This is a genomic window from Neobacillus endophyticus (genome assembly GCF_013248975.1).
GTDB classification, from domain to species: Bacteria; Bacillota; Bacilli; order Bacillales; family Cytobacillaceae; genus Neobacillus; species Neobacillus endophyticus.
Map to the genome: position 1 here is coordinate 1919524 of NZ_JABRWH010000001.1, position 25477 is coordinate 1945000.

General features: G+C 39.1%; 19 protein-coding genes, 2 pseudogenes and 3 riboswitches (1 of these 24 cut by a window edge). Of the genes and pseudogenes, 18 read left to right on the forward strand and 3 right to left on the reverse strand.

Annotated features, from left to right (window positions below; genetic code table 11):
• The 9 genes and pseudogenes from HPT25_RS09370 (at nt 1) to HPT25_RS09400 (ending at nt 8915) form a co-directional block, all read left to right on the forward strand.
• Nucleotides 1–1026 (forward strand): ADP-ribosylglycohydrolase family protein, encoded by a 1026-nt coding sequence (locus HPT25_RS09370; RefSeq protein WP_173062974.1) that lies wholly within the window; start codon nt 1–3, stop codon nt 1024–1026.
• A gap of 511 nt (nt 1027–1537) precedes the next feature.
• Nucleotides 1538–2662 (forward strand): glycohydrolase toxin TNT-related protein, encoded by a 1125-nt coding sequence (locus HPT25_RS09375; RefSeq protein WP_173062977.1) that lies wholly within the window; start codon nt 1538–1540, stop codon nt 2660–2662.
• 191 nt (nt 2663–2853) lie between these two features.
• On the forward strand, nt 2854–4425 hold the full coding sequence (gene istA, locus HPT25_RS09380; protein WP_173062980.1) for an IS21 family transposase: 1572 nt from the start codon (nt 2854–2856) through the stop codon (nt 4423–4425).
• Nucleotides 4422–5189 carry an IS21-like element helper ATPase IstB gene (gene istB, locus HPT25_RS09385; protein ID WP_173062983.1) on the forward strand — a complete coding sequence of 256 codons (768 nt, stop codon included), beginning with the start codon at nt 4422–4424 and terminating at the stop codon, nt 5187–5189. The genes istA and istB overlap by 4 nt, the downstream gene beginning before the upstream one ends.
• 24 nt (nt 5190–5213) lie before the next feature.
• A complete protein-coding gene (locus HPT25_RS29355) occupies nt 5214–5339 on the forward strand; it encodes a glycohydrolase toxin TNT-related protein (RefSeq protein WP_173062986.1) in 126 nt (41 codons plus the stop codon).
• Nucleotides 5339–5569, forward strand: coding sequence for a hypothetical protein (locus tag HPT25_RS09395; RefSeq protein ID WP_173062989.1), 231 nt, complete (start codon nt 5339–5341; stop codon nt 5567–5569). The genes HPT25_RS29355 and HPT25_RS09395 overlap by 1 nt, the downstream gene beginning before the upstream one ends.
• Before the next feature lie 443 nt (nt 5570–6012).
• Nucleotides 6013–6144 carry a hypothetical protein gene (locus tag HPT25_RS29010; RefSeq protein ID WP_281368177.1) on the forward strand — a complete coding sequence of 44 codons (132 nt, stop codon included), beginning with the start codon at nt 6013–6015 and terminating at the stop codon, nt 6142–6144.
• A 33-nt stretch (nt 6145–6177) separates the two neighbouring features.
• Nucleotides 6178–6312, forward strand: a pseudogene (locus HPT25_RS29470) (UCP033725 family protein); the annotation flags it as partial.
• A 424-nt stretch (nt 6313–6736) separates the two neighbouring features.
• Nucleotides 6737–6828, forward strand: a riboswitch (cyclic di-GMP riboswitch).
• A 371-nt stretch (nt 6829–7199) separates the two neighbouring features.
• The gene (locus tag HPT25_RS09400) at nt 7200–8915 is read left to right on the forward strand and encodes a methyl-accepting chemotaxis protein (RefSeq protein WP_173062992.1); all 1716 of its coding nucleotides are present in this window, start codon (nt 7200–7202) and stop codon (nt 8913–8915) included.
• A 148-nt stretch (nt 8916–9063) separates the two neighbouring features.
• Here HPT25_RS09400 and HPT25_RS09405 read toward each other — a convergent pair whose 3' ends face one another.
• The 3 genes from HPT25_RS09405 to HPT25_RS29240 all read right to left on the reverse strand — a co-directional run bounded on the left by HPT25_RS09405 (nt 9064) and on the right by HPT25_RS29240 (nt 12147).
• On the reverse strand, nt 9064–10425 hold the full coding sequence (locus HPT25_RS09405) for an IS1182 family transposase (RefSeq protein ID WP_173058723.1): 1362 nt from the start codon (nt 10423–10425) through the stop codon (nt 9064–9066).
• A gap of 498 nt (nt 10426–10923) precedes the next feature.
• Nucleotides 10924–11394 carry a DinB family protein gene (locus HPT25_RS09410; protein ID WP_173062995.1) on the reverse strand — a complete coding sequence of 157 codons (471 nt, stop codon included), beginning with the start codon at nt 11392–11394 and terminating at the stop codon, nt 10924–10926.
• A gap of 246 nt (nt 11395–11640) precedes the next feature.
• Nucleotides 11641–12147: a YcxB family protein gene (locus HPT25_RS29240; RefSeq protein WP_173062998.1), complete on the reverse strand. Its 507-nt coding sequence runs from the start codon at nt 12145–12147 to the stop codon at nt 11641–11643.
• 260 nt (nt 12148–12407) lie between these two features.
• Here HPT25_RS29240 and HPT25_RS09420 point away from each other — a divergent pair, with 260 nt between their 5' ends.
• From HPT25_RS09420 to HPT25_RS09460, 9 genes and pseudogenes are all read left to right on the forward strand, one after another.
• Entirely contained in the window at nt 12408–12923 is a 516-nt protein-coding gene (locus HPT25_RS09420; protein ID WP_173063001.1) for a hypothetical protein, read from the forward strand.
• 476 nt (nt 12924–13399) lie between these two features.
• Nucleotides 13400–14340: pseudogene (locus HPT25_RS09425) on the forward strand (AAA family ATPase).
• Nucleotides 14341–15558 (forward strand): DUF58 domain-containing protein, encoded by a 1218-nt coding sequence (locus HPT25_RS09430; RefSeq protein WP_173063004.1) that lies wholly within the window; start codon nt 14341–14343, stop codon nt 15556–15558. It abuts the pseudogene before it with no gap.
• Nucleotides 15555–17768, forward strand: a complete 2214-nt coding sequence (locus HPT25_RS09435; protein WP_173063007.1) for a transglutaminase TgpA family protein — start codon at nt 15555–15557, stop codon at nt 17766–17768. Before HPT25_RS09430 ends, HPT25_RS09435 begins: the two co-directional genes overlap by 4 nt.
• A 33-nt stretch (nt 17769–17801) precedes the next feature.
• Nucleotides 17802–17904, forward strand: a riboswitch (purine riboswitch).
• A gap of 203 nt (nt 17905–18107) precedes the next feature.
• Nucleotides 18108–19628, forward strand: a complete 1521-nt coding sequence (gene guaA, locus HPT25_RS09440; protein ID WP_173071015.1) for a glutamine-hydrolyzing GMP synthase — start codon at nt 18108–18110, stop codon at nt 19626–19628.
• A gap of 101 nt (nt 19629–19729) precedes the next feature.
• Nucleotides 19730–19831: riboswitch (purine riboswitch) on the forward strand.
• 114 nt (nt 19832–19945) lie between these two features.
• On the forward strand, nt 19946–21271 hold the full coding sequence (locus tag HPT25_RS09445) for an NCS2 family permease (protein WP_173063010.1): 1326 nt from the start codon (nt 19946–19948) through the stop codon (nt 21269–21271).
• Between the two features lie 232 nt (nt 21272–21503).
• Nucleotides 21504–22346 (forward strand): glucose PTS transporter transcription antiterminator GlcT, encoded by an 843-nt coding sequence (glcT, locus tag HPT25_RS09450; RefSeq protein WP_173063013.1) that lies wholly within the window; start codon nt 21504–21506, stop codon nt 22344–22346.
• A gap of 195 nt (nt 22347–22541) precedes the next feature.
• Nucleotides 22542–24620 carry a glucose-specific PTS transporter subunit IIBC gene (ptsG, locus tag HPT25_RS09455; RefSeq protein WP_173063016.1) on the forward strand — a complete coding sequence of 693 codons (2079 nt, stop codon included), beginning with the start codon at nt 22542–22544 and terminating at the stop codon, nt 24618–24620.
• 137 nt (nt 24621–24757) lie between these two features.
• Nucleotides 24758–25477: the 5' portion of a serine hydrolase domain-containing protein gene (locus HPT25_RS09460; protein ID WP_173063019.1), read on the forward strand. It continues 402 nt past the right edge of the window; only the first 720 of its 1122 coding nucleotides appear in the window; it begins with the start codon at nt 24758–24760; its stop codon lies beyond the right edge, outside the window.

The following is a 25477-nucleotide window of genomic DNA, read 5'->3' on the forward strand; positions in this document are numbered from 1 at the left end:
ATGAACGGTAGAAGAATGATAGATAGATGGGAAGATGATAATAAAATTTTCCTCGGACTAAATATAAAAAAGAGAGTACTACCTACTTTATACGGTGGAATTATTGGCGATTTAATAGGGGTGCCGGTTGAATTTAGGAAAAGAGACGAATTTCACATTAAAGAAATAGTTGGATACGGGACATATAATCAACCTCCTGGGACATGGTCCGATGATACATCGTTGACTTTATGTTTAGTAGAAAATATTGTTGAAAAAGAAAACATAGAGAACTTAATGTGCAAATTTGTTAAATATCACGATGAAGGATATTGGACTCCTTTTGGTAAGATGTTTGATATTGGTACAACAACAATTGAAGCAATTACTAGGTTTAAAAAAGGAGTTTTACCGGAAAAGTGCGGGGGGCAGTCCGAGTATGATAATGGCAATGGGGCCATAATGAGAATTTCACCATTGGCATTTCTGTTATATAATAATTTTGATTTTGTAAAAAAAACAGAGATAATTAAGCAATACACAGAAATTACTCATGCACACCCGCGTGCTATAGTAGGTTCTATTATCTACATTGAATTTTTAATAAGACTATATCACAATAATTCTTTTGAAAAATCAATAAAAGAAATACAAGAGCTTTTCTATGAAAATTTTGGGGAGGATCATGTGTATCTAAAAGAGTTGAATCACTACAAGAGAATTTTTAATGATGGTTTTTTTAGAGCCCCACAAGAAGAAATTTTATCTGACGGCTATGTCGTCCATACTTTGGAAGCGGCGATTTGGTGTTTAGGAAACACAACTTCGTTTAAAGAAGCTGTTTTAAAAGCAGTAAATTTAGGTGGAGATACGGACACCGTGGCTTCAGTAACAGGATCATTGGCAGGAATGTATTATAAAATGGATGGAATCCCGGAAGAGTGGCTAGAAAAAATAGTTAGAAAACAAGATATTCATGAGTTGATAAAAAAATTCTATGAGTACTGTGCTAATAATGCGATTATTGAACAATACGGAAGTCTCTAAACTAAAATCTTAACCAACACATAATAAACATTCAAAGGCTTATTCCACTTGAACGATGAGGGGGAATGGGCCTTTTTGTATACCCAAAATAAAAGGGGAAAGGAATATCACCAATCAGTGTTCGGGTGAAATTTTACCTAACCCTTTTAGGGAGTTAAAAAAGCATATTTTTTATTCATTTGCCAATGAACAATTTAATTTTCTCGTGTATCACTAAGAGCTTGTCATTCTCATGTACACATATAAATCGTAGCAAAAGCGGATATAAGGAAGCTTTTGTTTGTACATGCTCCTTCATGCTCCTATACAGAACTTAGCAAAATATTAATTGCAAGGTTCTTATATTATATAGATAATTTTTTACTCGATCGTGAATGAATTTTCTGTTGGATAGTTTAAAGAAACAAAGATTATCTATGAGGGATATAGAGAGTTACACTCACTAGAAGTACCTAAAACAGAGGTTAATATTGATGATTTATTTAATAGTGAAAACTTCTATTCAAAGAAAATGAAGGCTGAGTACGAAGCTGTAAAGTCCAATCAAAAGTTCCTTCTAGAAGATTACGAACAAGCGGCTCTCCATACTAGCGCTTTTCAGTATGAATCTATACGGGATCGGCAGGATCATAAAGAATTTCAAACACAAATGCGGTTAGTAGGAGGCACAATTGTTGGCGCCCTTGTTACCGCCTTTTGTCCCCCTGTCGGTCTAGCATTGTTAGGTGTTATTGGGTTAACGAGCGGTGCATTGGATATCGGTGCAGCTGTGAGCGGGAAAGACTTGATCTCCGGACGCAAATTGGGAACAGGTGAACGAGCACTACGTGGAGCGTTCGGGGGATTAGACCTATTGCCGGGGTTAGGCAGCTTATCAAAGCTTAGTGGTACCATAAAGCTCGCTCGCTTTGGCGATAAAATGGCAGAGGTCGGGGTTGAAACAGGAGTAAAAGAGGTAGCCAGGCAAGAAAACTCTAATGTCATTCAACTGGTAAGAAAGACGGATCCATCAACAATATCTCGAATAAAGAGTACCTCTGAAGCGGTTAGTGATAGAGCCAACGTGTTGTCCTTTAATGATGCAAAAGTTAAACTAGAAACAAAGCGACTTTTAAAAGAAGAAGAAATCATCCCCGCAAGAAAATATGCATTACCGATGGCGAGTGGGGAGGATGTTGGCAAGGTACATATACAAAGTGGAAATACTCACACGATCTCTATAGATGAGATACATGGGGAAAGTGTTGAGGGTGCTGTTAAGGGTACGGGTGATGTTAAAGAAGTAATTTCTGAAACGGATAGGGCTAAACTATCACTTTGGAAATACCCTCCAAATGATGAGTTGTATTTAAAATATAAGCATGTTTTTAATAATCCTAAATACTATGATCAAGAAACAGGTGCAATAAATTGGCCTGAAAACGATGGGTTTTTAAATACTCCGATTGAAGAAACTTTACAACCTGGATTTAGAATAGATAGATATGGATATGACACAGGTACATTTGTTTCGCCAGAAGGTATTCCTTATGAAATGAGAGCTGTTGCACCAGGTACAGATTTGAGACCTTACAACGTATTTGAAGTCGTTGTTCCTATTAAAGTCAAGGGAGGTGTAACTGCTAGACTAAAGTAGTCAGAAAACGCTAGATAAAATTGAACACTTATTTGCCAATTTGATAAGGGGGAGGATTCAGTTGGTAACCGGCCCTCGGGCCGGTTACCAACTGAAAACTTCAATAGTTCCCCTATTTTAATACATGCCCTATCATTGTAAAATAACTATTTTAATAGTCTAGAATTTTACAATGATGGGGGTTAGGAAAGGTGGATAAGTGGCTCATGTATATGGAAATACATCAGCTTAGGAAAAAAGGATTTTCAATAAGCAAGATTGCGAGGAAACTAGATATCGCAAGGAATACAGTTTATACCTATCTGCAAAGAGATCCTGAAGACATGACTGAATGGTTGGCTTCTATCCGAACCAGAAGTAGGAAGCTTGACCCACATAAAGAGTTGATTCTAACTTGGCTTAAGGACCACCCAGACATGTCAGCTGCACAGGTTTTCGATTGGCTTAAGGAGAAAGACAATCGCTTGATGGTTGGTGAAAGTACAGTAAGAGGTTATGTAAAGGAGCTTCGTGAGATTTATCATATTGAGAGGACCCATCCCACAAGAAGTTATCAGGCTGTTCAGGATCCCCCGATGGGGGAACAGGCTCAGATTGACTTTGGTCAAACCAAACAGAAAGCCTCCAATGGTAAGGAAGTCAAACTGTACTTTATCTCATTCGTTCTTTCTAATTCCCGTTATAAATATATGGAGTGGCTTGATCGCCCCTTTACCACTAGGGATGTAATCAGAACCCATGAGAACGCGTTTGAATACTTTGGAGGAATTCCTAATGAACTTGTTTATGATCAAGATTCTCTCATCGTAGTAAGTGAGAACTCTGGCGATCTCATCCTGACTTCTGAGTTTCAGGGTTATCGGCAAGAACGAGATCTTAATCTTCGCGTTTGTCGTAAAGCTGACCCAGAAAGCAAAGGGAAAATTGAAAATACGGTCAAATTCATCAAGAAAAACTTTGCCAAACACCGGGTTTTTCATAACCTTGACCAATGGAACGAACAGTGTTTGGAATGGTTGGATCGTACCGGGAACGGTAAAATCCATAACACTACAAAAAAAAGACCGGCAGAAGTGTTCATCGAAGAAAAGCAACACTTAAGACCGATCACAAACAAAAAAACATTTCATAATAAGATGAGTATAACAAGGACAGTCCGAAAGGACAATACCATCTTGTATCAGTCAAACCGATATTTTGTTCCTCTCGGAACTTATAAAAAAGACAAGATGGTTTACTTGATAATTACTGATGATGGGCGTCTGGTTATACACGATAAAGCAGAAAGAAATGTAATTGCGGACCATAGACTAGAAACAGGCAAGGGAAAGCTAGTTCAGGATCGAAACCATACTCGTGACCGGTCCCGAGGCATACCAGAATACATTTCTCATTTAGCAGCCAAATTCAACAACCCAGATCAGGCAAATGACTATCTGGAAAATATCTATCATGGGTACCCAAGGTACATCCGGGATCAACTTCAATTAATTCGAAGAACGATAGAGGAACTTGACGAGGATCTGATGAATCAAGCAATGGAAGAGTGTATAAAAAAGAAGCTTTACAGCGCAAATGACTTCAGCGATGTCGTTGAATACCTAAAACGCCAACGCTTATTGAACACTAATCCAAAGCCTCCGTCCCCTGCAGTTCACCCAATAAAGTCGTTAAATGATGCCGATGAGTCAATTTTATTGGCCAAGCCGTCAGTAAGAGATCCAAAGGAATATGAAGAATTATTTAAAGGAGTAGTCATATGAACGTGATTTTGGAAACTATGCAGAATCAGTTAAAATCACTGACGTTGACGGAGGCAGCTAAAGTTGTTCCGACTATCATTCAGCAAGCAGAATCGGAAGATTGGTCTTATAGCCAGTTTCTTCAGAAATTGCTTGGGCATGAGCAAGAAAGACGGGAAGAAAAACAAATGGAAAAGCGTCTGAAATGGGCTGCTTTTCCCTTCCAAAAAACTCTTCAGGAGTTTGATCTTAATGAACAACAATCGCTTAGCAGAAAGCAATTTACACAATTGAGCGAGCTGAACTGGCTTGATCAGATGTTCAATCTCATCCTCCTTGGTCCCCCAGGAGTTGGCAAAACACATCTAGCTATAGGTTTAGGATTGGAAGCAATATACAAGGGCTATAAAGTTGCATTTATCTCAATGGGAGAACTGATTCACACATTAAAGACTGAGGAAATAACAAGAAGATCTCAGGCACGACTCAAGAGGATTAGAGAAGCAAATTTGGTTGTCATCGACGATTTAATGTTTATGGCAATGGATTCAAAAGAGGCTAATCTTTTTTTTCACTTGATTAACGAGCTTTACAACAGTGCATCTATCATTCTTACATCCAATAAAGGGCCAAGTGATTGGGGAGACTTGATAGGTGATCCAGCCATCACCACGGCAATTTTAGACAGAATTGCACACCGTTCTGAGATTGTTCATCTAAACGGCGATAGTTACAGAATGAAACATAGAACTTCCATTTTTGGAGAAAAAACTGTTCAAAAATAATGAGCAAAAAGTGTTCAATTTTACTTGACGCTTACAGGAGGGGAGATAGCACCATGGTTTGATGAAGTTGGAGGCGGAGTTCAATATGTATTGACTGATACTGTAGAAAATTTATTAGAGGAAGGAATACTAAGGAGGATTACACCATAATGAAAATAAAAGAACTAGAGCAAAAGTTACAAGAAATTAATATGCCTAAGGATATTTATTCAATATTAAAAGGGGGGCTTCCAAATGAACAGTATTGTATAACTAAAGATGGAGATAATTGGGAAGTGTATTATAGCGAAAGAGGAAACAAATCAGGATTAAAAATATTTGATGATGAAGATAAGGCATGTGAATATTTTTATAAAAAAGTAGAAAAATACGCAAAATAAATTAACTTGTTATAAGGTGGCGTTGGATTAAAGATAGAGCCGTTGTAATTGGTCTATATCGATAACGTAGACACAGATGTCATCATGAGGACTTTATTAAGGTCTGGGCTACCAGTGCTAAAATCACATACATTTTCCAATACTAAGTAATGCTCGTATAGAGATTTCGGCATTTTGTATGTACACGAAAAGATGCTTGAATATTTTACCCTAAATAACGCAATTCCGTTACATTGAACAGGGCGATTATGGTCAGATAGCACCGTATTGCCCTGTTTTTTGTTATCTTCGTTTTCTCGTAGGTTTCGCAACTGTTACATACACGGCTTAATAAAAGATACTTCTGCGCTCGTACCACTAAGAAGTAGAAAAACTGGCAAGTTGACAGGTAGTAGGGCTTGTAGTATTTAGCAACCGTCGTTACAAAGATAATTTTGTTGGTCTTGAAAAATCTTCGAATTCATTTAAGGTGGCTTATAGTAGGGCTGATTGTAAAAGACATTCTAGATGGAGTGATTCTTGTTAAGGTTAGAATGGAAATTCTAGAAAAAGAGAAACAAGCTAGAGAAAAGTAGCTATAGAAGAGAGGGTGAAGAAATAAAGCAGGTTCACAATTTAGACTTGGGACTATTAATGCGGAACTTGCAAAGCAAAATGGATTCGATCGAACCGAAAAATACTACTATGAGAAAATAATAAATCAAGATGAGATTGAAGTTTTAAAATTAATAAAAAAACTATAATGTTGGGAAAACTAATGTTACTTAAAAACAGACGAATTTAAAGCACTTGATTGTCGACTAAAGACAACGAGTGCTTTTTTGTGTTTTAGGATAAAGTAAGTTATGAAAAAATTAGAATATGAAATCTTTAGTTTTCGGAAAAGAATTTGGACGATTCAAATGTATTTAATTAACGAGTAGATTGGCTTGAAGAACAAATTGGTTTTCCTAATGGGCACACGGGGAGGCTGTATATGATTTGAGAACTATTATTCAATGGGATGATTTCTTATCATGGATACAGTACCATGCTGTCTTTTCCCTAGCTTGATAGTCATAGTACATTACTCCTGATTAGTAGAAAAAATAGACAATAGGATTTTATTAGGAAAACTATTGTAAAAATCAACTGAGTATTTTATCCTATATATAGAATTTAATAATCTCACGAAAGTGGCAAAACTAGAGAAATCTGGTGACGCAAAGCTATAGGGACTAAATCGGCAAAATATGTCGATATGTCAGCCAGCTACCGAATGGCCTGTATTTAATACCCTATGCTCGCCATAGGGTTTTTATTTTATATCTTTATGCTACTATACTCAAAATTTTTCTCTCAAGGAAATGAAGCCGTTGCCGGTTGAGTGTAGGAACTGGGTTTTTTTGAGTAAAAATCAGTAATGTTAGAAGCGCGGTGTATGTTGCTTTAGAATCGAAAAAGATTTAGACGGAACTTATAGTGTTTAGAATTAACTGATTTTTCATATAAAAACTATTATCAATAGAATACTATCTGGTGTTCTAACCATAACCCAAAACGCCCAAAAGTATTATAAATATATAAAATAAACGACGACTCAGCAAAAATGAGGAACCCACAATCGTGATGATCAACAGGAGGAATACATATGAAACGAGTACTGAGTTTGAAAATTTCTCACAAGTTAATAGGAGGGTTTATGGTTTCTTCCCTGCTGCTTGGAGGATTAGGTTTAATCGGTTTCAATGACATATCCCAAATTAATGAAAATGGGAAAAATATTGCCGATAACAACCTTGAAGCCATACAAGATATGTCGCAAACTCGCTTCTTACTATCGGAAACAAAAGCGGACATCAATGATTTGATCAACAAAGATAATGCTCCAAGTGTTTTTCAAATTGTATCAGATGTTGACAAAATGAAGTCAGAAACTAGTAGTACCCTTGCTAATTATGAGAAAATTCCTTTATCGAAAGATCAAAAAATTAGATATCAAGAATTCAAATCGAACCTAGCGGATTATCAAAAGGTTCGAGACCAATTAATTGAGTATATTAAAACAGGGGATTATGATAAGGCCATTGCTTTGAACGATGGAGATTATGTAACGAAACGAGATACTTTAATCGGTAATATTAACGGAGTGATTGATGGACTAAACAAGGACACTGAAACGTTTAAATCCAATAATGATGCAATTTATCAATCCGCTAAAACGTTATTGCTTAGTATTAGTATTGTTGGATTTTTGATCTCCATTGGACTTGGATTGTGGATATCAAGAAGTATTTCGAAAAGAATGAATCAACTCTTAAATTTTGCTAGAGCATTAGGAAAAGGCGATTTAACACAAACGATTCCTCCTGCTTCCAAGGATGAAATTGGACAATTGACCGAGGCATTAAATACATCTGTTGCGAATATGAAAGAACTGATTGGGGAAGTGGTGTATGGAACACAAGAATTGTCAGCATCCACAGAACAGTTATCGGCAACAATGGGGGAAGTATCTACTAACATGAATTCAGTCAGTCAAACGACAGAGGAACTGACGAGGGCGTTTGCGGATTTAACAGCATCTACCGAAGAAATCACGACTTCCAGTGAAGAAATTTCATCAACGGCTCATGAGCTTTCAGAACGTGCCTTAATGGGAGAAGGAAAAGCGCAGGAGATAAAAACACGTGCTCAACAAGTAAAACAACAAGCAGAAATTTCCTCCAATGAAGCGCAAAAAATTTACGAAGAGAAACAAAGTAAAATATACGAAGCGATCGAACAAGCTGGAGTGGTAAAAGAAATTAATGTTCTTGCTAATTCGATTGGAACCATTGCTGACCAAACTAATCTGTTATCACTCAACGCGTCCATTGAAGCGGCGCGTGCGGGGGAAGCTGGTCGTGGTTTCGCTGTTGTAGCCGATGAAGTACGGAAATTAGCAGAACAATCTAATGCGTCTGTTTCCAATATTCGTGAAGTTATTGCGAAAGTGGAAAAAGCTTTTGATTACATGACATCTACTTCTTTAGAAGTTATGCAGTTTATTGACACAAGGGTTATTTCCGATTATGAGAATTTTGTTCATGTAGGTAACCAATATGAGAAAGATGCAGAATTTGTCAGCCTTATGTCCAATGAGATTGCGGAACACTCTAAATCAACTTCAGATGCCATTGCAGAAGTAAGTGCCTCTATTCAAAGTGCATCTGCTGTGTCCGAACAAACTTCTTCTGGTTCTGAAGCCATTTTAGAAAACATTCAGGCTACGAATCAATCAATTCAGGAAGTTAATTATGCTGTAAAATCACAAGCCGAATTTGCTGAGAAATTATCGAGCCTTTCACAAAGATTTACCATTTAAGTAGATGAATGAAAAGAAGTCACCTGAAAAGGTGACTTTCAGATTGTAGACAAAAGGCATTTCAAAAGTTCCGATTCTGGCGCCCTTTTCTAAAATTGGGATTTTTCTGTTTGATTTTTCTTAAGGTAGACCCCGGCGGGGTCTATTTTTATGCCATTTCTGGACTTTTCCAAGTCCATGTAGCCAACTTCTTTAAATTCATAGCAGCAAAAGTAAGCATCGCCTGCATGGACAATTTTTTAAGACCTCTTAAGGTTGTCCATCGCATACCATGCTTTTCTTTCGCATCCGCGAATACACGTTCAATTGTTTCTTTACGACGTGCATATATTATTTTATTCTCTTCTGTATGACGAAGATGTTCAGCCTCTTCAAGATATGGTTCCCAGATATGTCGTTGAATGAGCTTTTGATGATTTTGACTTTGTGTACATTGTGCTAGAAGTGGGCAATCCTTACATATAACAGGATTAGAGATGTACTGTCGATAACCTTCCTTAGTAGTCGTTCTATAATCCAGAACTTGTCCTTCCGGACATATGTAACAATCAAAGTGCTCATCATAGACATAATCGTGCTTTTTCAAATATCCCTCCTTTGTACGTGGTCGTGTATAGGGTAAAGCAGGGCGAATTTCATTTTCAATTAAATATTGAGCAATAGCAGGTGTTTTATATCCGGCATCAGCAGCTACAGCATTAGGTTTCCCACATTTTTCAATGACCTTTTCAACTAGAGGCTCTAACATTGTACTATCATGAACGTTACCTGGAGTTACAATAGTCCCCAGGACAAAACCATTTCTATCTGCGGCTGCATGAAATGAATAAGCAAATTGCTTTGTCCTTTCGTCTTTTACATAGTAACCACTCTCCGAATCTGTTGTACTTTCTTTTATTTCTTTGTTTTCTTCTTTTTCATATTTATCTGGTGGGATGGGCTTTTTCCCATGTTCTTCACGATCACTATTAATTTCTGCTTGAAGACGTGCTTCATAAGCTTTTGATTCTTTCCGAACTACTTTCTTTTCGAATTTGCGTTTATTTGCACTTGCTTTAACGTGAGTTGAATCAATGAATACATGTTCCGAACTAACTAACTTTTTATCTGCTGCCTCTTTTAAAATACGGTAGAAAATTTGTTCAAATAAGTCTGTATCCTTAAAACGACGTTCGTAGTTTTTACCAAAAGTTGAAAAGTGGGGTACTTTATCATAAAAACCAAATCCTAAAAACCAGCGATACGCCATATTTGTTTCAATTTCCTTTATCGTTTGACGCATCGAACGGATACCGAAGGTATATTGAATGAAAGCCATCTTAATTAATACAACAGGGTCAATACTTGAACGTCCGCGCTTAGTTGAGTACAAATCTTCAACCAATGAATAGATAAATGAAAAATCTACTGCGGCTTCTATTTTGCGAACCAAGTGATCAGCAGGTACAAGTTGATCTAAGGCAATCATTTCAATTTGGTCACGATTTATCTGTGTATTTTTCGAAAGCATTCCATCCACCTCTATTAATTCTCTGTAAATAAATTATACAAAAGGCTGTGTTAATGTACATTATTGATTTTTACACTCTGTTGATTGGAGTGGAAGGCGGCGAAGACTCCTGCGGGAGTACGGGACAGGGGAGACCCCGCAGGCGCTGAAAGCGCAGAGGAGGCTCCCCGAACCGCCCGCGGAAAGCGAAGCCGCCTGGAACGGAAATCAACAGACAAGTTTAATATGGCCAAACAAAAAAGACTGTCGATTTTAAACCCGAAATCCTTCGGATTTGTCGACAGTCTGGAAGTCACCTGAAAAGGTGACTTTTTCTGTTTAAATGGTATTGTCAGGATAATGAAGATTAGCTCGGTAAGGAAATTCCAATAGCCAAATTAGCAATCAAGAGTTGCACTAACTTAATTGAAGGGGGCAATTTTATATCCAGAATTGCCCCCAACTCTGGGTAAATCGAAGAAAATGAAACTATCTTATTGGCAGACGATTAAGCCAATTTCAGTTTTTTACACTCGCATGTTCAATGATTCGCTTCATTGCCTGAATCTGTCCCATATGGGCTGCTTCATGCATGAGTGTTATACACGCTAGTTCTCCAGAGGTTTTACATCCCAATATTGGTGTTTCTAGGGTATTGTTTAGCTGTTCAGCTGGAATTTGGCGAATACGAGCTAATTGATCTTTTAGTTGTACGATAAGCTCATCCATAATAGGTACATTCCCTGTCCAATCAGCTGGCTTTGTACCATTCCCGAACAATTTCATATAGTTTTCGGGAAGGTGGGTTGTTACTCGAGGAAAACCGAACATGGTTTGTTCTGTAACTGTCAAAACGTGGCCAGTATGCCAATGAATGGTGTTGTTGAAACCATCTGGCTGCACATCCGTTTGGTCATTGGAAACAGACCCTACGATCTTTATGAAGTACTCTCTTGTCAATTGAAACTGCTTAAATATAAGTTCATTCATCTCTTTCTCCTCCTTTACAATAACAACATCCATATTTTACCATACAAAAAGGATGAGGGAGACTCTTTTTTGGAAAGAATTATTGACAATAAACATCAAATTTTTGATTGTGTTTTCCATAGCGATTGCCATCACAAAAACTAATCAAACGTTTGAATAGTCATTAAGGCAATTGATAAAACATCTATTTAAACCTATACCACATTATGAACCCGCCACCACAAAAAAGCCAGGCTCATGGCCCGGCTAAATTTTTGTTAATAAATATGCTCTGAACTCCTTTGGATTGGGGAGATCTCGCTTGGGAATAATCAAGGCGCTCACTGCGCTGTTATATAGGTAGAAGTAATCGGAATCCTCTTTGCATTCCTCTATTCCAGACCATTTGAACTTCATTTCTCCGACACCAGTCCACTCAGTCAAACCGTCATCTGTCAGCAACAGATGATGCTTCCCAATTAAACCAGCATTTTTCCCGCTGCTGAAAGCTTTTTTTAGCCGACGCTTCACCGTAGCGTAGAAATACTTCGGATAGAAGATGACCCAAAGGATGCTGAGAACCAAAAAGGTGACCACCACCCCAAATAAGGAGTTGTTAGTTGCCTTAGTGAATATAAAAGCAAAAATCAGAAAGATCACAGGACCAATAAGCCTTTGAAGTGTCAGAATCCGAGCTACGGCCTTCGAATGTTTTAGGTGAAACAGATTAAAATGATAGTAATCTTCTTCTGATAATAGATACGTAAGCTCCACACTCGTGCCCCCTAATTCAACCCATCGGCTTCGAGCGGCTGATGGATGCTTGTAATCTAGTATACCATATCCCGATAGTGAAAAAGTAAAGCAGTTCTTGGAAGATCACGGTACCATCCCAATTTAATGGAATTGGTGGGAATGATTTTAGGGGGAAATCTATAAATTTAATAAAATGTAAAAAAATCCTATAAATACCTTTTTTTATATAATGCAAAGTTGTAAAATAAGTGATGTTGTGAAAAAAAGGAGGAATTGTAATGAAAAGGATTCATTTGTTAGTAGCCGCATTATTAGTTACATTAGGCTTGTCTGCATGTTCTAGTAAAAGTGACCAAACAGAAGCAAACGCAAAGGCAGATTCACCTTCTTCTAAAACAGCTGTAAAGAGCGAAATGGTTAATTTCTATACAGAACTAGGTAATACCATTAATGCTAAAGATACTGACCTTAATACATATGAGAAGGATATTGCGAAAGCAGGAGCAAAAATAACGCCAGATGAGAAATTGAAGGCCAGTGAATCGGCAGCTTCTGTAGTGGCTGTACTTAAAGCAGTTCAAATCCCTGCAGCACTGAAAGATCAAAAGGGTGATCTTGAATCCGCTCTTAAGGATTATGAAGCATCCTATCAAATGAAAGCAGATGAGTTGAAAAAAGCAAACCCATCACTTAAAGCGGCAAATGCTTTGTTTGCAAAAGGGGAAGAAGAGCTCGGAAAAGCCCATAAAAGTCTGAATTTACTCGCACCTAGCTTAGACAAGCAAGTAAACTAATTATGAAAAATAGCCCTTCAATAAGAAGAGCTACAGAAAAGGGGGGATACATTATATGTATCTCCCTTTTTTTGGTTTCCTATACATGTAGAATGATATTTTAGATGTAACAAGTCATTTTTAAGAAGTTTGTTAAAGGTATTATAGGGTCATATTTAGTGTAATAAAAAAGGGCTGGCTGGAGCGGCCATCGGATTACCAAGACTGGGAAAACGGGTGAGGTGGATTAGCAAACTAGGGGCAGTGTCGACAGAATAAAATCACCGAAAGGATCTATCGATTTGGTAAGACTTCTCTTTAAAGTCAACTGCTTTTTGGAGGGGTCTTTTTTTACTCTAATGGGCGGTAAGAATTGGTTTATGCTTCGATCGCAAAATAATCTAGTTATTTTTTACAGGAATTTTACTGGAAAAAGGAGAATAAATGGATAGAATGTTTAAAACCTGTTAGGAGGAGTCACCTTGGCCCAAGAACAAATGAATCCCACAATCCATCAAATTCTCACCAATATAGAAAAAGTAATGATTGGAAAAAGAAATGTCGCGGAGCTAAGTCTTGTTGCGCTTTTAGCTGAAGGACATGTACTCCTTGAGGATGCCCTGGTGTCGGAAAAACAATGATGGTTCGCGCACTTGCCAAATCGGTTAATGCTAACTTCCGGAGAATTCAATTCACCCCAGACCTGCTGCCATCCGATGTTACCGGCGTTTCGATTTATAATCCGAAAGAAATGGAATTTCAATTCCGCCCTGGTCCGATCATGGGCCATATCGTCCTTGCTGATGAAATTAACAGGACATCGCCAAAAACCCAGTCTGCGCTCCTCGAGGCGATGGAGGAGGCTAGTGTAACTATAGATGGTGTTACCCACAAGCTGAAAAAGCCGTTTTTCGTAATGGCAACGCAAAACCCCATTGAGTATGAAGGTACATATCCGCTGCCTGAAGCCCAGCTCGACCGCTTTTTATTAAAAATGAAAATGGGTTATCCAGATCTTCTGGAAGAAATGGAAGTGTTAAACCGGGCGCAAAAAGTTCCGCCAATAGAGGAATTGTATCCAGTTATTGACCTGGATGGTTTACAGGCTCTGAAGGCAGAAGTAAAAGAGGTATTTGTTGATGAGACCATCAAACGCTATATTGTGGACCTCGTCAATCGGACAAGGGGCCATGGCAGCATCTATCTAGGCGCTAGCCCCCGCGGTTCCATTGCCTTAATGAAAGCAGCCCAAGCCTATGCTTACATGTATGGACGCAATTTCGTGCTGCCAGATGATATTCAATATTTGGCACCATTTGTCCTTTCACATCGAATTATTTTAAAATCAGAGGCGAAATTTGAAGGGACTACAGCTGAGGATATTATATACAGCATTGTCGCGAGAGTTCCTGTACCAGTTCAGAGGCTTGTGAAATAAATGAGAAAGACACTCCGTTTAGTTAGCAGAGCTTGGAAGTTTGTACTTTTGTTTTTGCTGCTGCTTTTAACGTTTTCCTATGCGATGTTCCAAGGAGGCTTCGTCAGCTGGTTTTTATTTTACAGCTTTTTGCCGTTTTCCATCTATTGCCTCGCTTTATCCTTTTATCCTTTAAGTGAAATCGAAATAACGAGAATACTGCCCCAAAAAGATTATAATGCCGGTGAGAAGTTAACAGTCACTATTCAGTTTAAACGGTTAAAAGGGTTTCCGTTATTTTATCTTATAGTGGAGGACGATTTACCTGAAACGATAAAAAATGGCCGACATTCGGGAGCAGCACGGATTGTCCTGTTTCCAAGTGTGAAAAAGCAATTTTTCTATGAATACACGATGGACGAGCTGCCGCGCGGTGAGCATGTTTTTCGTACGATGGTATTAAAAGCAGGCGACCCGCTTGGTCTTTTTGAAAAAGAGAAAACTGCAAAAGCTGAGGGGAAAATTGTCGTCTACCCGGCTTTTACTGAATTTCTGTACCGCCCGTTTGAAAGTCAGTATGATCAAGGATTAACTGCTTCAAGGGAGAGAGTGCAGCGTGATACCACGATGGCAGTTGGTGTAAGGGATTATCAGCCGGGGGACCGTTTTTCTTGGATTAACTGGAAAGCTACGGCCAAGCGTAATGTGATCATGACAAAGGAATTTGAACAGCGGAAATCCCATGATGTCTTTATCATGATGGATTGTGTTCCCGATCAACGCTTTGAAGGGGTAGTTTCCTTCACCGCTTCGTTAGTACGTGCTGTGTTAAAAAGAGGAGCCCAAATAGGTATGTTAACTGTCAGTAATGAAAGGGTGTCGTTCCCGATTAGAGGCGGTGAACATCAGCTTCAGCAGTTATTCCTGCATCTGGCTAAAGTCGAAGGCAATAGTGTGATCCCGCTGGAGAAAGTGCTGGAAACGGACCGCTTTTTCACCCAGCAATCTGTTTCTTTTATGCTTGTCACTGCTAAATTAACGAAGCCGCTGGTGGAAAAGGCAGGAATTCTTGGCAGCCACAAGGGTTCTGTTACTCTATTTCTTATCAAGAGCCAGATGGAAATGCTGACGGCTCAGGAACGTGCGCTAATGGCAGCTGCCAATGCCCGCGGCGTGCGTGTGTTGATGGTCCAGGAAGGCAACTTTGCTGCAGTCTTTTCGGAGGTGGGAGCCCGATGATCAAAAGGGACTTATCGACGTTTTTGTTGTACGTATTTGGCTTTTTTCTACTTTGGGAATGGATTAGGCCGCTGGAAAAGCTGACGGACACGAGTCATATGGGTGTATTCATTGTGTTTTTGATCCTTGCTCTTACTTTATCTTATTTGAAAATGAAATGGATTTGGCAGTGGGTGGTGAAAGGATGTTATATCCTTGTAGCTATCAATCGTCTCCATTATCAGGAAGGGTTATTTCACCTTTCCTGGATGGAGACGTTTCTTACCAATGTGGTTCACAACGTTGGAATGATTGTGGATAGGGATTGGGAGGATTTGTCCAATGAATTCCGCACCTTTTTACTGTTTATTCTGCTGTGGCTGATGGTGTATCTGCTTCATTATTGGCTCCTTAGAAAACAAAGGATCTTTCTGTTTTTCTTTTTGACACTCATTTATATTACGGTCTTAGATACCTTTACTCCCTATAGTGCTAAGGCTGCAGTTGTACGAACGGTCATTGCCGGTTTTGCTGTTATGGGCATGCTCACATATAACCGAATGATGAGGGATGGGAAAGCAGGTAATCCCGCTTCTTTTTTGCGAAAATGGATCGTGCCCTTAGCGGTAATGCTTTCAATTAGTGTGTCTGTTGGGGTGATTGCACCAAAAGCCGCCCCGATCTGGCCTGATCCAGTACCTTATATAAAGGCTATCGGTCATAAGAGCACGGACAATGGTCGAGGAAGCTTGAGGCCAAAAAGAATTGGCTATGGAGAGAATGATGATCACTTAGGCGGGCCGTTTATCGGTGATCATAGTCCTGTATTTATGTATCAGGCAAGTGGAAAGTCTTATTGGAAGGTTGAAACAAAGGATGAATACACCGGAAAAGGGTGGATCCCTTCTGGTGCAACATCTGTGACATTTCAAGAAGGAGACCTTGTCCCTGTTTATCCGATTCCTGATCCAGTGGAAGCCGACGTCCGTGTTGCTTCGGTCTTTTTTAATTACAATTTCAACGCAGGTTCCTTTATGATCTATCCAGCTGGTATTCAAAGAATACAGGAGGTCGCCCCATCTGTACAAACGCTTCATACATTTGAAATGGATACGGCAAAGGAAAAGATTACTTATTCCACAAAGGGCATTCTGCGTTATTCCGTATTATATAAGGTTCCAAAATATAAGGAGAGCGAATTAGAAAAAACAACCGGACTGCCTTCGACGATCAACCAAGTATTTTACGAAAAATATACTCAGCTTCCCAAAGGCCTTCCGGCTAGAATCAAGCAGCTGACGGAAAAAATAACGGCAGGGAAGTCAAGTTGGTATGATAAAGCAAAAGCAGTGGAGAGTTACTTTAGCACTGATGGCTACACATATGATCAGAAAAATGTCGCCGTTCCTGGTAAAAAGGATGACTATGTGGACCAGTTTTTATTTGAAACGAAACGCGGTTATTGTGATAATTTTTCCTCCTCAATGGTAGTGATGTTGAGAACCATCGGTATACCTGCTCGCTGGGTAAAGGGTTTTTCAGGAGGAGATATCTATAAATACAGCAATGGCAATAACTCGGAAAGTTTATTCCAAGTTACGAATAATAATGCCCATTCCTGGGTTGAAGTCTTTTTTCCAAATGAAGGATGGGTTCCGTTTGAACCAACGATCGGTTTTTCGAATGATGTGGTCATTAAATACGATACGCCAGCAACTAAAACGAACACCCGGCAAACAGCTGCGGTTCCAGTTGTCAAACAAAAGCAACCGCCAAATATGGAGGATGCAGGAGAGGTAAAAAGCAAGCCGAAAAGCTGGGACATTAAGGAACTTTGGGGAAAGATTCAGTTCTTTATACAAAACAATTGGCAAAGGGTCGTACTAATTGTTATAGCTTTAGGAGCGGCTGTTGGAATACTGTATCGGATTAGGGGTAAGTGGTATCCGTACGTTCTTTTGACCTTCTATCGTTTTAAGAAAAGGGATGAAACAATCCGTACTGCCTATTGGCAACTGCTGGTCCAGCTTGAGCGGTTCGGGCTTAAACGAAAAGAAAACCAAACTCTTCGCAACTATGCACAATATATTGATTCCTTCTTTGCCACAAAAGAAATGACGAGGTTAACCAGTTGTTATGAACAATATTTATATCAGAGGCACCTTCCTGAGGGCAGCTGGAAAGAGGTTTGCGAATTGTGGGAAAATTTAATCAAAAGGACAATAGCTTGACCAAAAAAACAACCTATTGTTACAATATGTTGTAAATTCATAGAGCGTTTCCTTCATATATCCTCGATAATAGGGTTCGAGAGTCTCTACCGGGCCGCCGTAACATGGCCTGACTATGAAGGCAGAATTTTGGTCAGCGATTGTTTTACGTGAAAACTAGAATTCTGCCTTCCTTGTTTTTGGGGGCGGATTCTAGTTTTTTTATTTTCTGGAGACTCCTGCACGAGCAGCAAAAAGCGTGCACAAGAAACGGAAATCGATAGGCAATTTTAGCTGTTTTTTGGAAAAACTAAAATATCTTTATATGATGAGGTGGCAGTTTTGGCAGAGAAACAAGAAATGATTGTGGTATTAGATTTTGGCAGTCAATATAATCAGCTGATTACAAGAAGAATTCGTGAGTTTGGGGTCTATAGCGAGCTTCATCCGCATACGATTACAGCAGAAGAAATTCGCCGAATGAATCCGAAGGGGATCATTTTTTCCGGCGGTCCGAATAGTGTGTATGATGAAAATTCCTTCCGTTGTGATGAGGCCATTTTTGATATGGGGCTGCCAATTTTGGGAATTTGCTACGGTATGCAATTAATGACTGTTCATTTTGGCGGAAAAGTTGAAAAAGCTAATCAGCGTGAATATGGAAAGGCAACGATGAATGTGGAGAAGCCATCAGCTATTTTCGCAGATCTGCCTGATGAACAGGTTGTCTGGATGAGCCATGGTGACCTTGTAATGGAAGCGCCGGAAGGTTTTTCTGTAAATGGAACAAGCCCTTCTTGTCCGATTGCTTCTATGAGTGACGAAGACCGAAAGCTATATGCTGTTCAATTTCATCCAGAAGTGCGGCATTCGGTTTACGGCAATGAGTTACTGAAGAATTTTGTCTTTAATGTTTGCGGTGCGAGCGGTAATTGGTCGATGGGAAACTTTATTGAAATGGAAATTGCGAAGATCCGTGAGACTGTCGGCAGCAAAAAAGTGCTTTGTGCTTTGAGTGGCGGAGTAGATTCTTCAGTTGTGGCTGTTTTAATTCATAAAGCAATTGGCGACCAGTTGACATGTATTTTTGTGGACCATGGCCTGCTTAGAAAAAATGAAGCCGATAGCGTGATGAAGACTTTCACGGAAGGCTTCAACATGAATGTTATCAAGGTGGATGCGAAGGACCGCTTTTTAACAAAGCTTGAGGGTGTTTCTGATCCGGAGAAAAAACGGAAAATTATCGGTAATGAATTTATTTATGTTTTTGACGATGAAGCGACCAAGCTGGAAGGCATTGAGTTTTTAGCTCAAGGAACGCTGTATACGGACATTATTGAAAGTGGTACAGCAACGGCGCAGACGATTAAATCGCATCACAATGTTGGTGGACTGCCGGAAGACATGGAGTTTAAGTTGATTGAACCGTTGAATACATTATTTAAAGATGAAGTTCGGGCACTGGGTACTGAGCTAGGAATTCCTGATGATATTGTGTGGCGCCAGCCGTTCCCAGGTCCTGGTCTGGGTATTCGCGTCCTCGGCGCTATTTCAGAAGATAAACTGGAAATCGTCCGTGAATCAGATTGGATTCTCCGAGAAGAAATCAAGAAGGCTGGTCTTGATCGTGAGATTTGGCAATACTTCACCGTGCTTCCAGATATCCGCAGTGTTGGGGTTATGGGGGATGCTAGAACTTATGATTATACCATCGGCATCCGTGCCGTTACTTCGATTGATGGGATGACTTCAGATTGGGCAAGGATTCCATGGGATGTGCTGGAAGTGATTTCTACCCGTATTGTCAATGAAGTACCGCATGTGAACCGTGTGGTCTATGATATTACAAGTAAGCCGCCAGCAACGATCGAATGGGAATAAGAGAATAGATACGAAAAATACGAATGTTTTTTAAATTAAAATAAAAAACGTTCGTATTTTTTATTGACAGTTTATTTTGGTTTTGATATGATTCTATTGTACTAATAAATGTCATATTGTGTCGTATAATCTTGGGGATATGGCCCAGAAGTTTCTACCGAGCTACCGTAAATAGCTTGACTACGAGGCAAGTGGTTTATAAATAGTTGGATTTTTTCCGGCTTTTTATAATTACATATGCCTTATGTCAACGCTCCGGTGGATAACGGAGCGTTTTTTGTTTAACCATATATAAAAAGATTTCAGGGGGAAGAGTAATGAAAAATTATTTCCGTTTTGCGGAGCTTGGAACAAGTTATCGCCAGGAATTCATTGGCGGTCTTACAACTTTCTTGGCTATGGCCTACATTTTGGTTGTCAATCCGTTAACTTTGTCTCTTGCGAGTGTTAAAGGACTTCCAGATGCAATGAGAATGGATTATGGTTCGGTCTTTGTTGCAACGGCTATTGCTTCTGCAGTCGGATCCATTGTCATGGGGCTGCTAGGTAAATACCCGCTTGCTTTAGCGCCAGGGATGGGGCTAAATGCATTCTTCGCCTATACAGTTGTTTTAGGAAGTAAAATTCCTTGGCAGCATGCACTTGGTGCTGTATTAATATCAGGTGTTTTCTTCTTTCTTTTAACACTTACTGGACTTCGTGAAAAAATCATTAATGCCATTCCTGTTGAACTAAAGCACGCAGTTGGAGCAGGTATCGGGTTATTTATTACTTTTATTGGTTTTCAGGATGCAGGAATCGTTGTTAAAAATGATGCTACACTCGTAGGTTTAGGTGATCTAACTCACGGTTCTGCTTTACTAGCTATTATTGGTATTATCGTTACAGTGATCTTAATGGCAAGAGGAATTAAAGGTGCTGTATTTTTTGGAATGATTATCACGGCCATTATCGGAATGATTATCGGTCAAATAAAAGTTCCAACTCATATTGTTTCTTCTGTTCCGAGTATTAAACCGACATTCGGTGCTGTATTTTCATCATTTGGTGACCACTCATTCTGGTCAACTAGCATGGTAGGTATTATTTTAACGTTTTTATTTGTTGATTTCTTTGATAATGCTGGAACACTTGTTGCAGTTGCGAACCAGGCTGGTTTAATGAAAGATGATAAACTTCCTAATGCGGGGAGAGCGTTACTTTCAGACTCTGTAGCAACAATTGTCGGGGCGGTTCTTGGAACGTCAACTACTACTTCTTATATCGAATCGTCTGCAGGGGTTGCTTCTGGAGCAAAGACTGGATTTGCATCGCTTGTAACAGCTGCATTATTTATCTTATCACTCTTCTTCTTCCCGTTATTATCGGTTATTACATCACCTGTAACGGCACCAGCACTGATTATTGTCGGTGTATTGATGGTTTCATCTTTAGGGAAGATTGATTGGCATAAATTCGAAATTGCTGTACCTGCTTTCTTAACCATGATCGTGATGCCATTATCTTACAGTATCTCTACAGGTATTGCAGTTGGATTTATTTTCTATCCAATCACTATGATTGTGAGAGGCCGTATTAAAGAAATCAATCCAATTATGTACTTCTTCTTCGTGATTTTCTTGGTTTATTTAATCTTAAGATAATGAAAATGGGCCGCCAAGCTGGCGGTCTTTTTGTGCGTAAATAAAGTTACGAAATATTCATAATAAACACTTTCTAACTGACTTTTCTAAGGGGATGAAAGGCTTTTGCTTAAAGTAAGGAAAGCTGATTATGAAAAGATGTCGATTTTCGTCGTTGACTTCCTGTTTTCTGTCAGATAACATGAAAATACTAACGATAAGTTTGGGCGAAATGAGGTGAGGCAAAAACGGTATGGCAAATTTTTTAATTGAAAAAGTGTTAAACAATAATGTTTTAATCGCGGAACACCCCTCATACCAAGAAGTGGTTTTAATTGGGAAGGGTATCGGTTTTAACCGGAAACAGGGAGAGTATATTGATACCGAAAAAGTGGAAAAGCTCTTTGTATTAAAAAATGAGCGAGAACAGCAAAACTATATTCAGCTGCTGCCATTTATCAATAGTGAATACCACGAGGCGATTATTTCAGCCATTGAACACATTAAGAAACGGATCAATAATGAGCTAAATGAACATATTCACGTGGCATTAACGGACCATTTAATGTTTGCGCTAACAAGAGTGTCCCAAGGAGTGGATTTTAATAATCCGCTTTTGGTGGAAACTAGAGCACTATATCGGTTTGAATATGAAATTGCAACAGAGGTTGTCGCCCTGCTTAAAGAAAAAACAGGAATTGCCTTGCCAGAAGGGGAGATTGGGTTTATTGCCCTCCATGTTCATAGCGGTATTACCAATAGAACGTTGTCAGAAGTAAACCAGCATTCACAGTTGGTCAGTGACCTGGTGGAAATGGTTGAAGATCAATTTGAAATTGAAATTGACAAGGAAAGTATTGATTATAAACGGCTTGTTAGGCATCTCCGTTATGCAATAGAGAGAGTGACTAACGGAGAAACAGTTTCAGAACCAGAAAAGATAACATCCCTATTGAAAGAAGAATATCCTCTGTGCTACAATCTTTCATGGAAGCTTATTAAAGTGATGCAGCAAACATTGAAAATGAAAGTCTTCGATGCGGAGGCTGTTTATTTAACATTACATTTACAGCGTTTGCAAAATAAATTTAAATAGCCATTATTTTTACGTGTTACTGATTCGATCAGGCATGAGTGAAAAGATTAATTGAAATGAAGGTTAAGGGGCATTCTATTCCCATACCTTCATTCAATTTACTTTTTGCTCATGCTTTTTTGCGTTCTTTTGATGTGACTGTAACGACTTTAGGTGAGCTGAGTTGGAAATATAAATTATGTAGGAGGTTAGATTATGTTTAAAAAAGCTTTTGGCGTTTTGCAAAAAGTTGGTAAAGCGCTTATGCTTCCTGTTGCCATTTTGCCGGCTGCCGGTATTCTTTTGGCTTTTGGTACTGCTTTAACAAATCCGACTTTGTTAGATTTGGCGCCATTCCTTAATAACCATGGAGTATCGTTGGTTGCCAATGTTATGGCGGGCGCAGGTAACGTTGTTTTCGGAAATCTTCCGTTGCTCTTTGCTGTCGGGGTTGCCGTTGGTTTAGCTGGCGGTGAAGGTGTTGCTGGTCTGGCGGCGATTGTCGGTTTCTTGATTATGAACATCACGATGGGAACTGTACTTGGGATTGATGCTAAAGATATAGCGAGAGATCCAAATAGTTACGCTCAAGTTTTGGGAATTCCAACGTTGATTACTGGGGTATTTGGCGGTATCATCGTTGGTATCATGGCTGCATCCTTGTATAATCGATTCTTTGAAATTGAATTGCCATCTTATTTAGGATTCTTTGCTGGTAAGCGTTTTGTTCCAATTGTAACAGCTGCAAGTGCGATTATTTTAGGATTAGTTATGATTGTAGTTTGGCCTCCGGTTCAACATGGTTTAAACTATTTCTCTACACACATGGTGGATGCAAACTTAACTCTTTCTGCATTTATTTTCGGTTTAGTTGAACGTTCACTTATTCCATTTGGTTTGCACCATATCTGGTATGCACCATTCTGGTACCAATTTGGCAGTTACACAACAAAAGCTGGACAAGTGGTACACGGCGACCAAGTTATTTTCATGGCGCAAATTAAAGATAACGTAAAACATTTAACTGCAGGTACATTTACAACTGGTAAATATCCATTCATGATGTTTGGTCTTCCTGCGGCTGCATTAGCGATATATCATGAAGCAAGACCTGAAAAGAAAGCAATTGTCGGCGGTCTTATGTTCTCTGCTGGTTTAACTTCTTTCTTAACTGGTATTACAGAACCAATTGAATTCTCATTTTTATTCGTTGCACCAGTATTATTTGCTATCCATGCTGTATTTGCTGGGTTATCCTTCATGATCATGCATATTTTGAATGTAAAAATCGGTATGACATTCTCTGGTGGTTTAATCGACTACACATTATTCGGTTTAATCAACCCGCAAACAAATGCTTGGCGCGTTATTCCGGTAGGTGCTGTGTTTGCAGTCGTTTACTACTTTGGTTTCCGTTTTGCGATCCGCAAGTTTGATTTGAAAACACCAGGTCGTGAGCTAGAAGAAGAAGAAAATGAAGCGCCAACTGGTAGAGCGAACTCTGGAGACTTAGCTGCTAACATTTTAGATGCAATGGGCGGTAAACAAAACATTGCTCACTTAGATGCATGTATTACTCGTCTTCGTGTATCTGTTAATGACATTAAGCAAGTAGACAAGGGTGAATTAAAGCGTCTTGGTGCTGCTGGTGTTCTTGAAGTAGGAAACAACATTCAAGCGATTTTTGGACCGCGTTCTGAAACCATTAAAGGTCAAATGAAAGATATTATGGATGGGAGACGTCCGGGTAAAACTGCCGTGAGCAATCTGGATAAAGGTGTACAGCAGCAGATTGAAGAAGTAAATCCTGAAGCGTTGCAAACGGAACGTAAAAGAATAGAAGAACCTTTTGCTGCTCCTATCAAAGGAGAAATTAAGCCGATCACTGAAGTTCCAGATCCAGTATTTGCTGAAAAAATGATGGGTGACGGTTTTGCGATTGTTCCTTCTGAGGGAATGGTCGCATCTCCAGTTAACGGTAAAATTGTTAATTTATTCCCAACAAAACATGCTATTGGAATCTTGTCAGATGGCGGACTAGAAGTCTTGATCCACGTTGGACTTGATACGGTAAACCTAAAAGGTCAAGGTTTTGAAACATTGGTATCTGAAAACGCCATTGTTGAAGTAGGCCAGCCTTTATTGAAGTTTGATATCAACTATATTAAAGAACATGCAAAATCAACGATTACACCAGTCGTCTTCACAAACTTGGCGGAAGGCGAAAAAATAGTAATTGAAAAACAAGGTCTTGTTGATTTGAAAGAAGAAGGAATCATCAAGATTACAAAATAAGAATGAAGAGAACCGGCCTTATTGTGAGGCCGGTTTTTGTGTTAAATTTTTTGGGAATAGGCAATACTTTTGTTAATTCTAGCGAAGTAATATAATGAGTCAGAACGTGCTCGATATATGAAAGGAGGAGCAGCTTTTTGCGAAAAAAAAGATGGACCAAGATATTATTTTCTTTTATTGGGTTTATACTAGTCGTTACAACTACTACAATAGCGCTGGCTAGTACTGGTCATTCCTCATTGAAAGGGAATTTGGAGCAGCGATTAGAAACCTTCATGGATCAGAAAGCGCTAAGTGATCATTTTAACGGGGTTGTCCTGGTGGCTAAGGATGGGAAAACCATCTTTGAAAAAGGATATGGCTATGCTAATAAAGAGGCGGGAATCTCTAATGGGGCAGACGCTGAATTCAAGATTGCTTCTTTAACGAAATCGTTTACAGCTGTTTCTATCCTTCAGCTTGAGGAACAGGGGAAACTGAGAACAACAGACCCGGTTTCAAAATATATTCCCGGTTTTCCTAACGGTGATAAAGTCACGATTCATTCGTTATTGACTCATAGCTCAGGTGTAAAGGATCATGCAAAATTAACGGATACAACAAAACCGATTACACTATCTGCCTTCATTGATCTAATGAAAAAACAAACACTATTATTTGAACCAGGATCACAATACAAATATTCCAATACTGGTTATATGATACTTGCATATATTGTGGAAAAGGTGTCCGGGCAAAGTTATGGGAACTACTATAATGAACATATTTTTAAGCCAGCAGGTATGCAACACACCTATTTAAGAAAAGTTCAAGCAAAAAACTTTGCGATTGGCTATGAAAATATGAAGCCGATTATA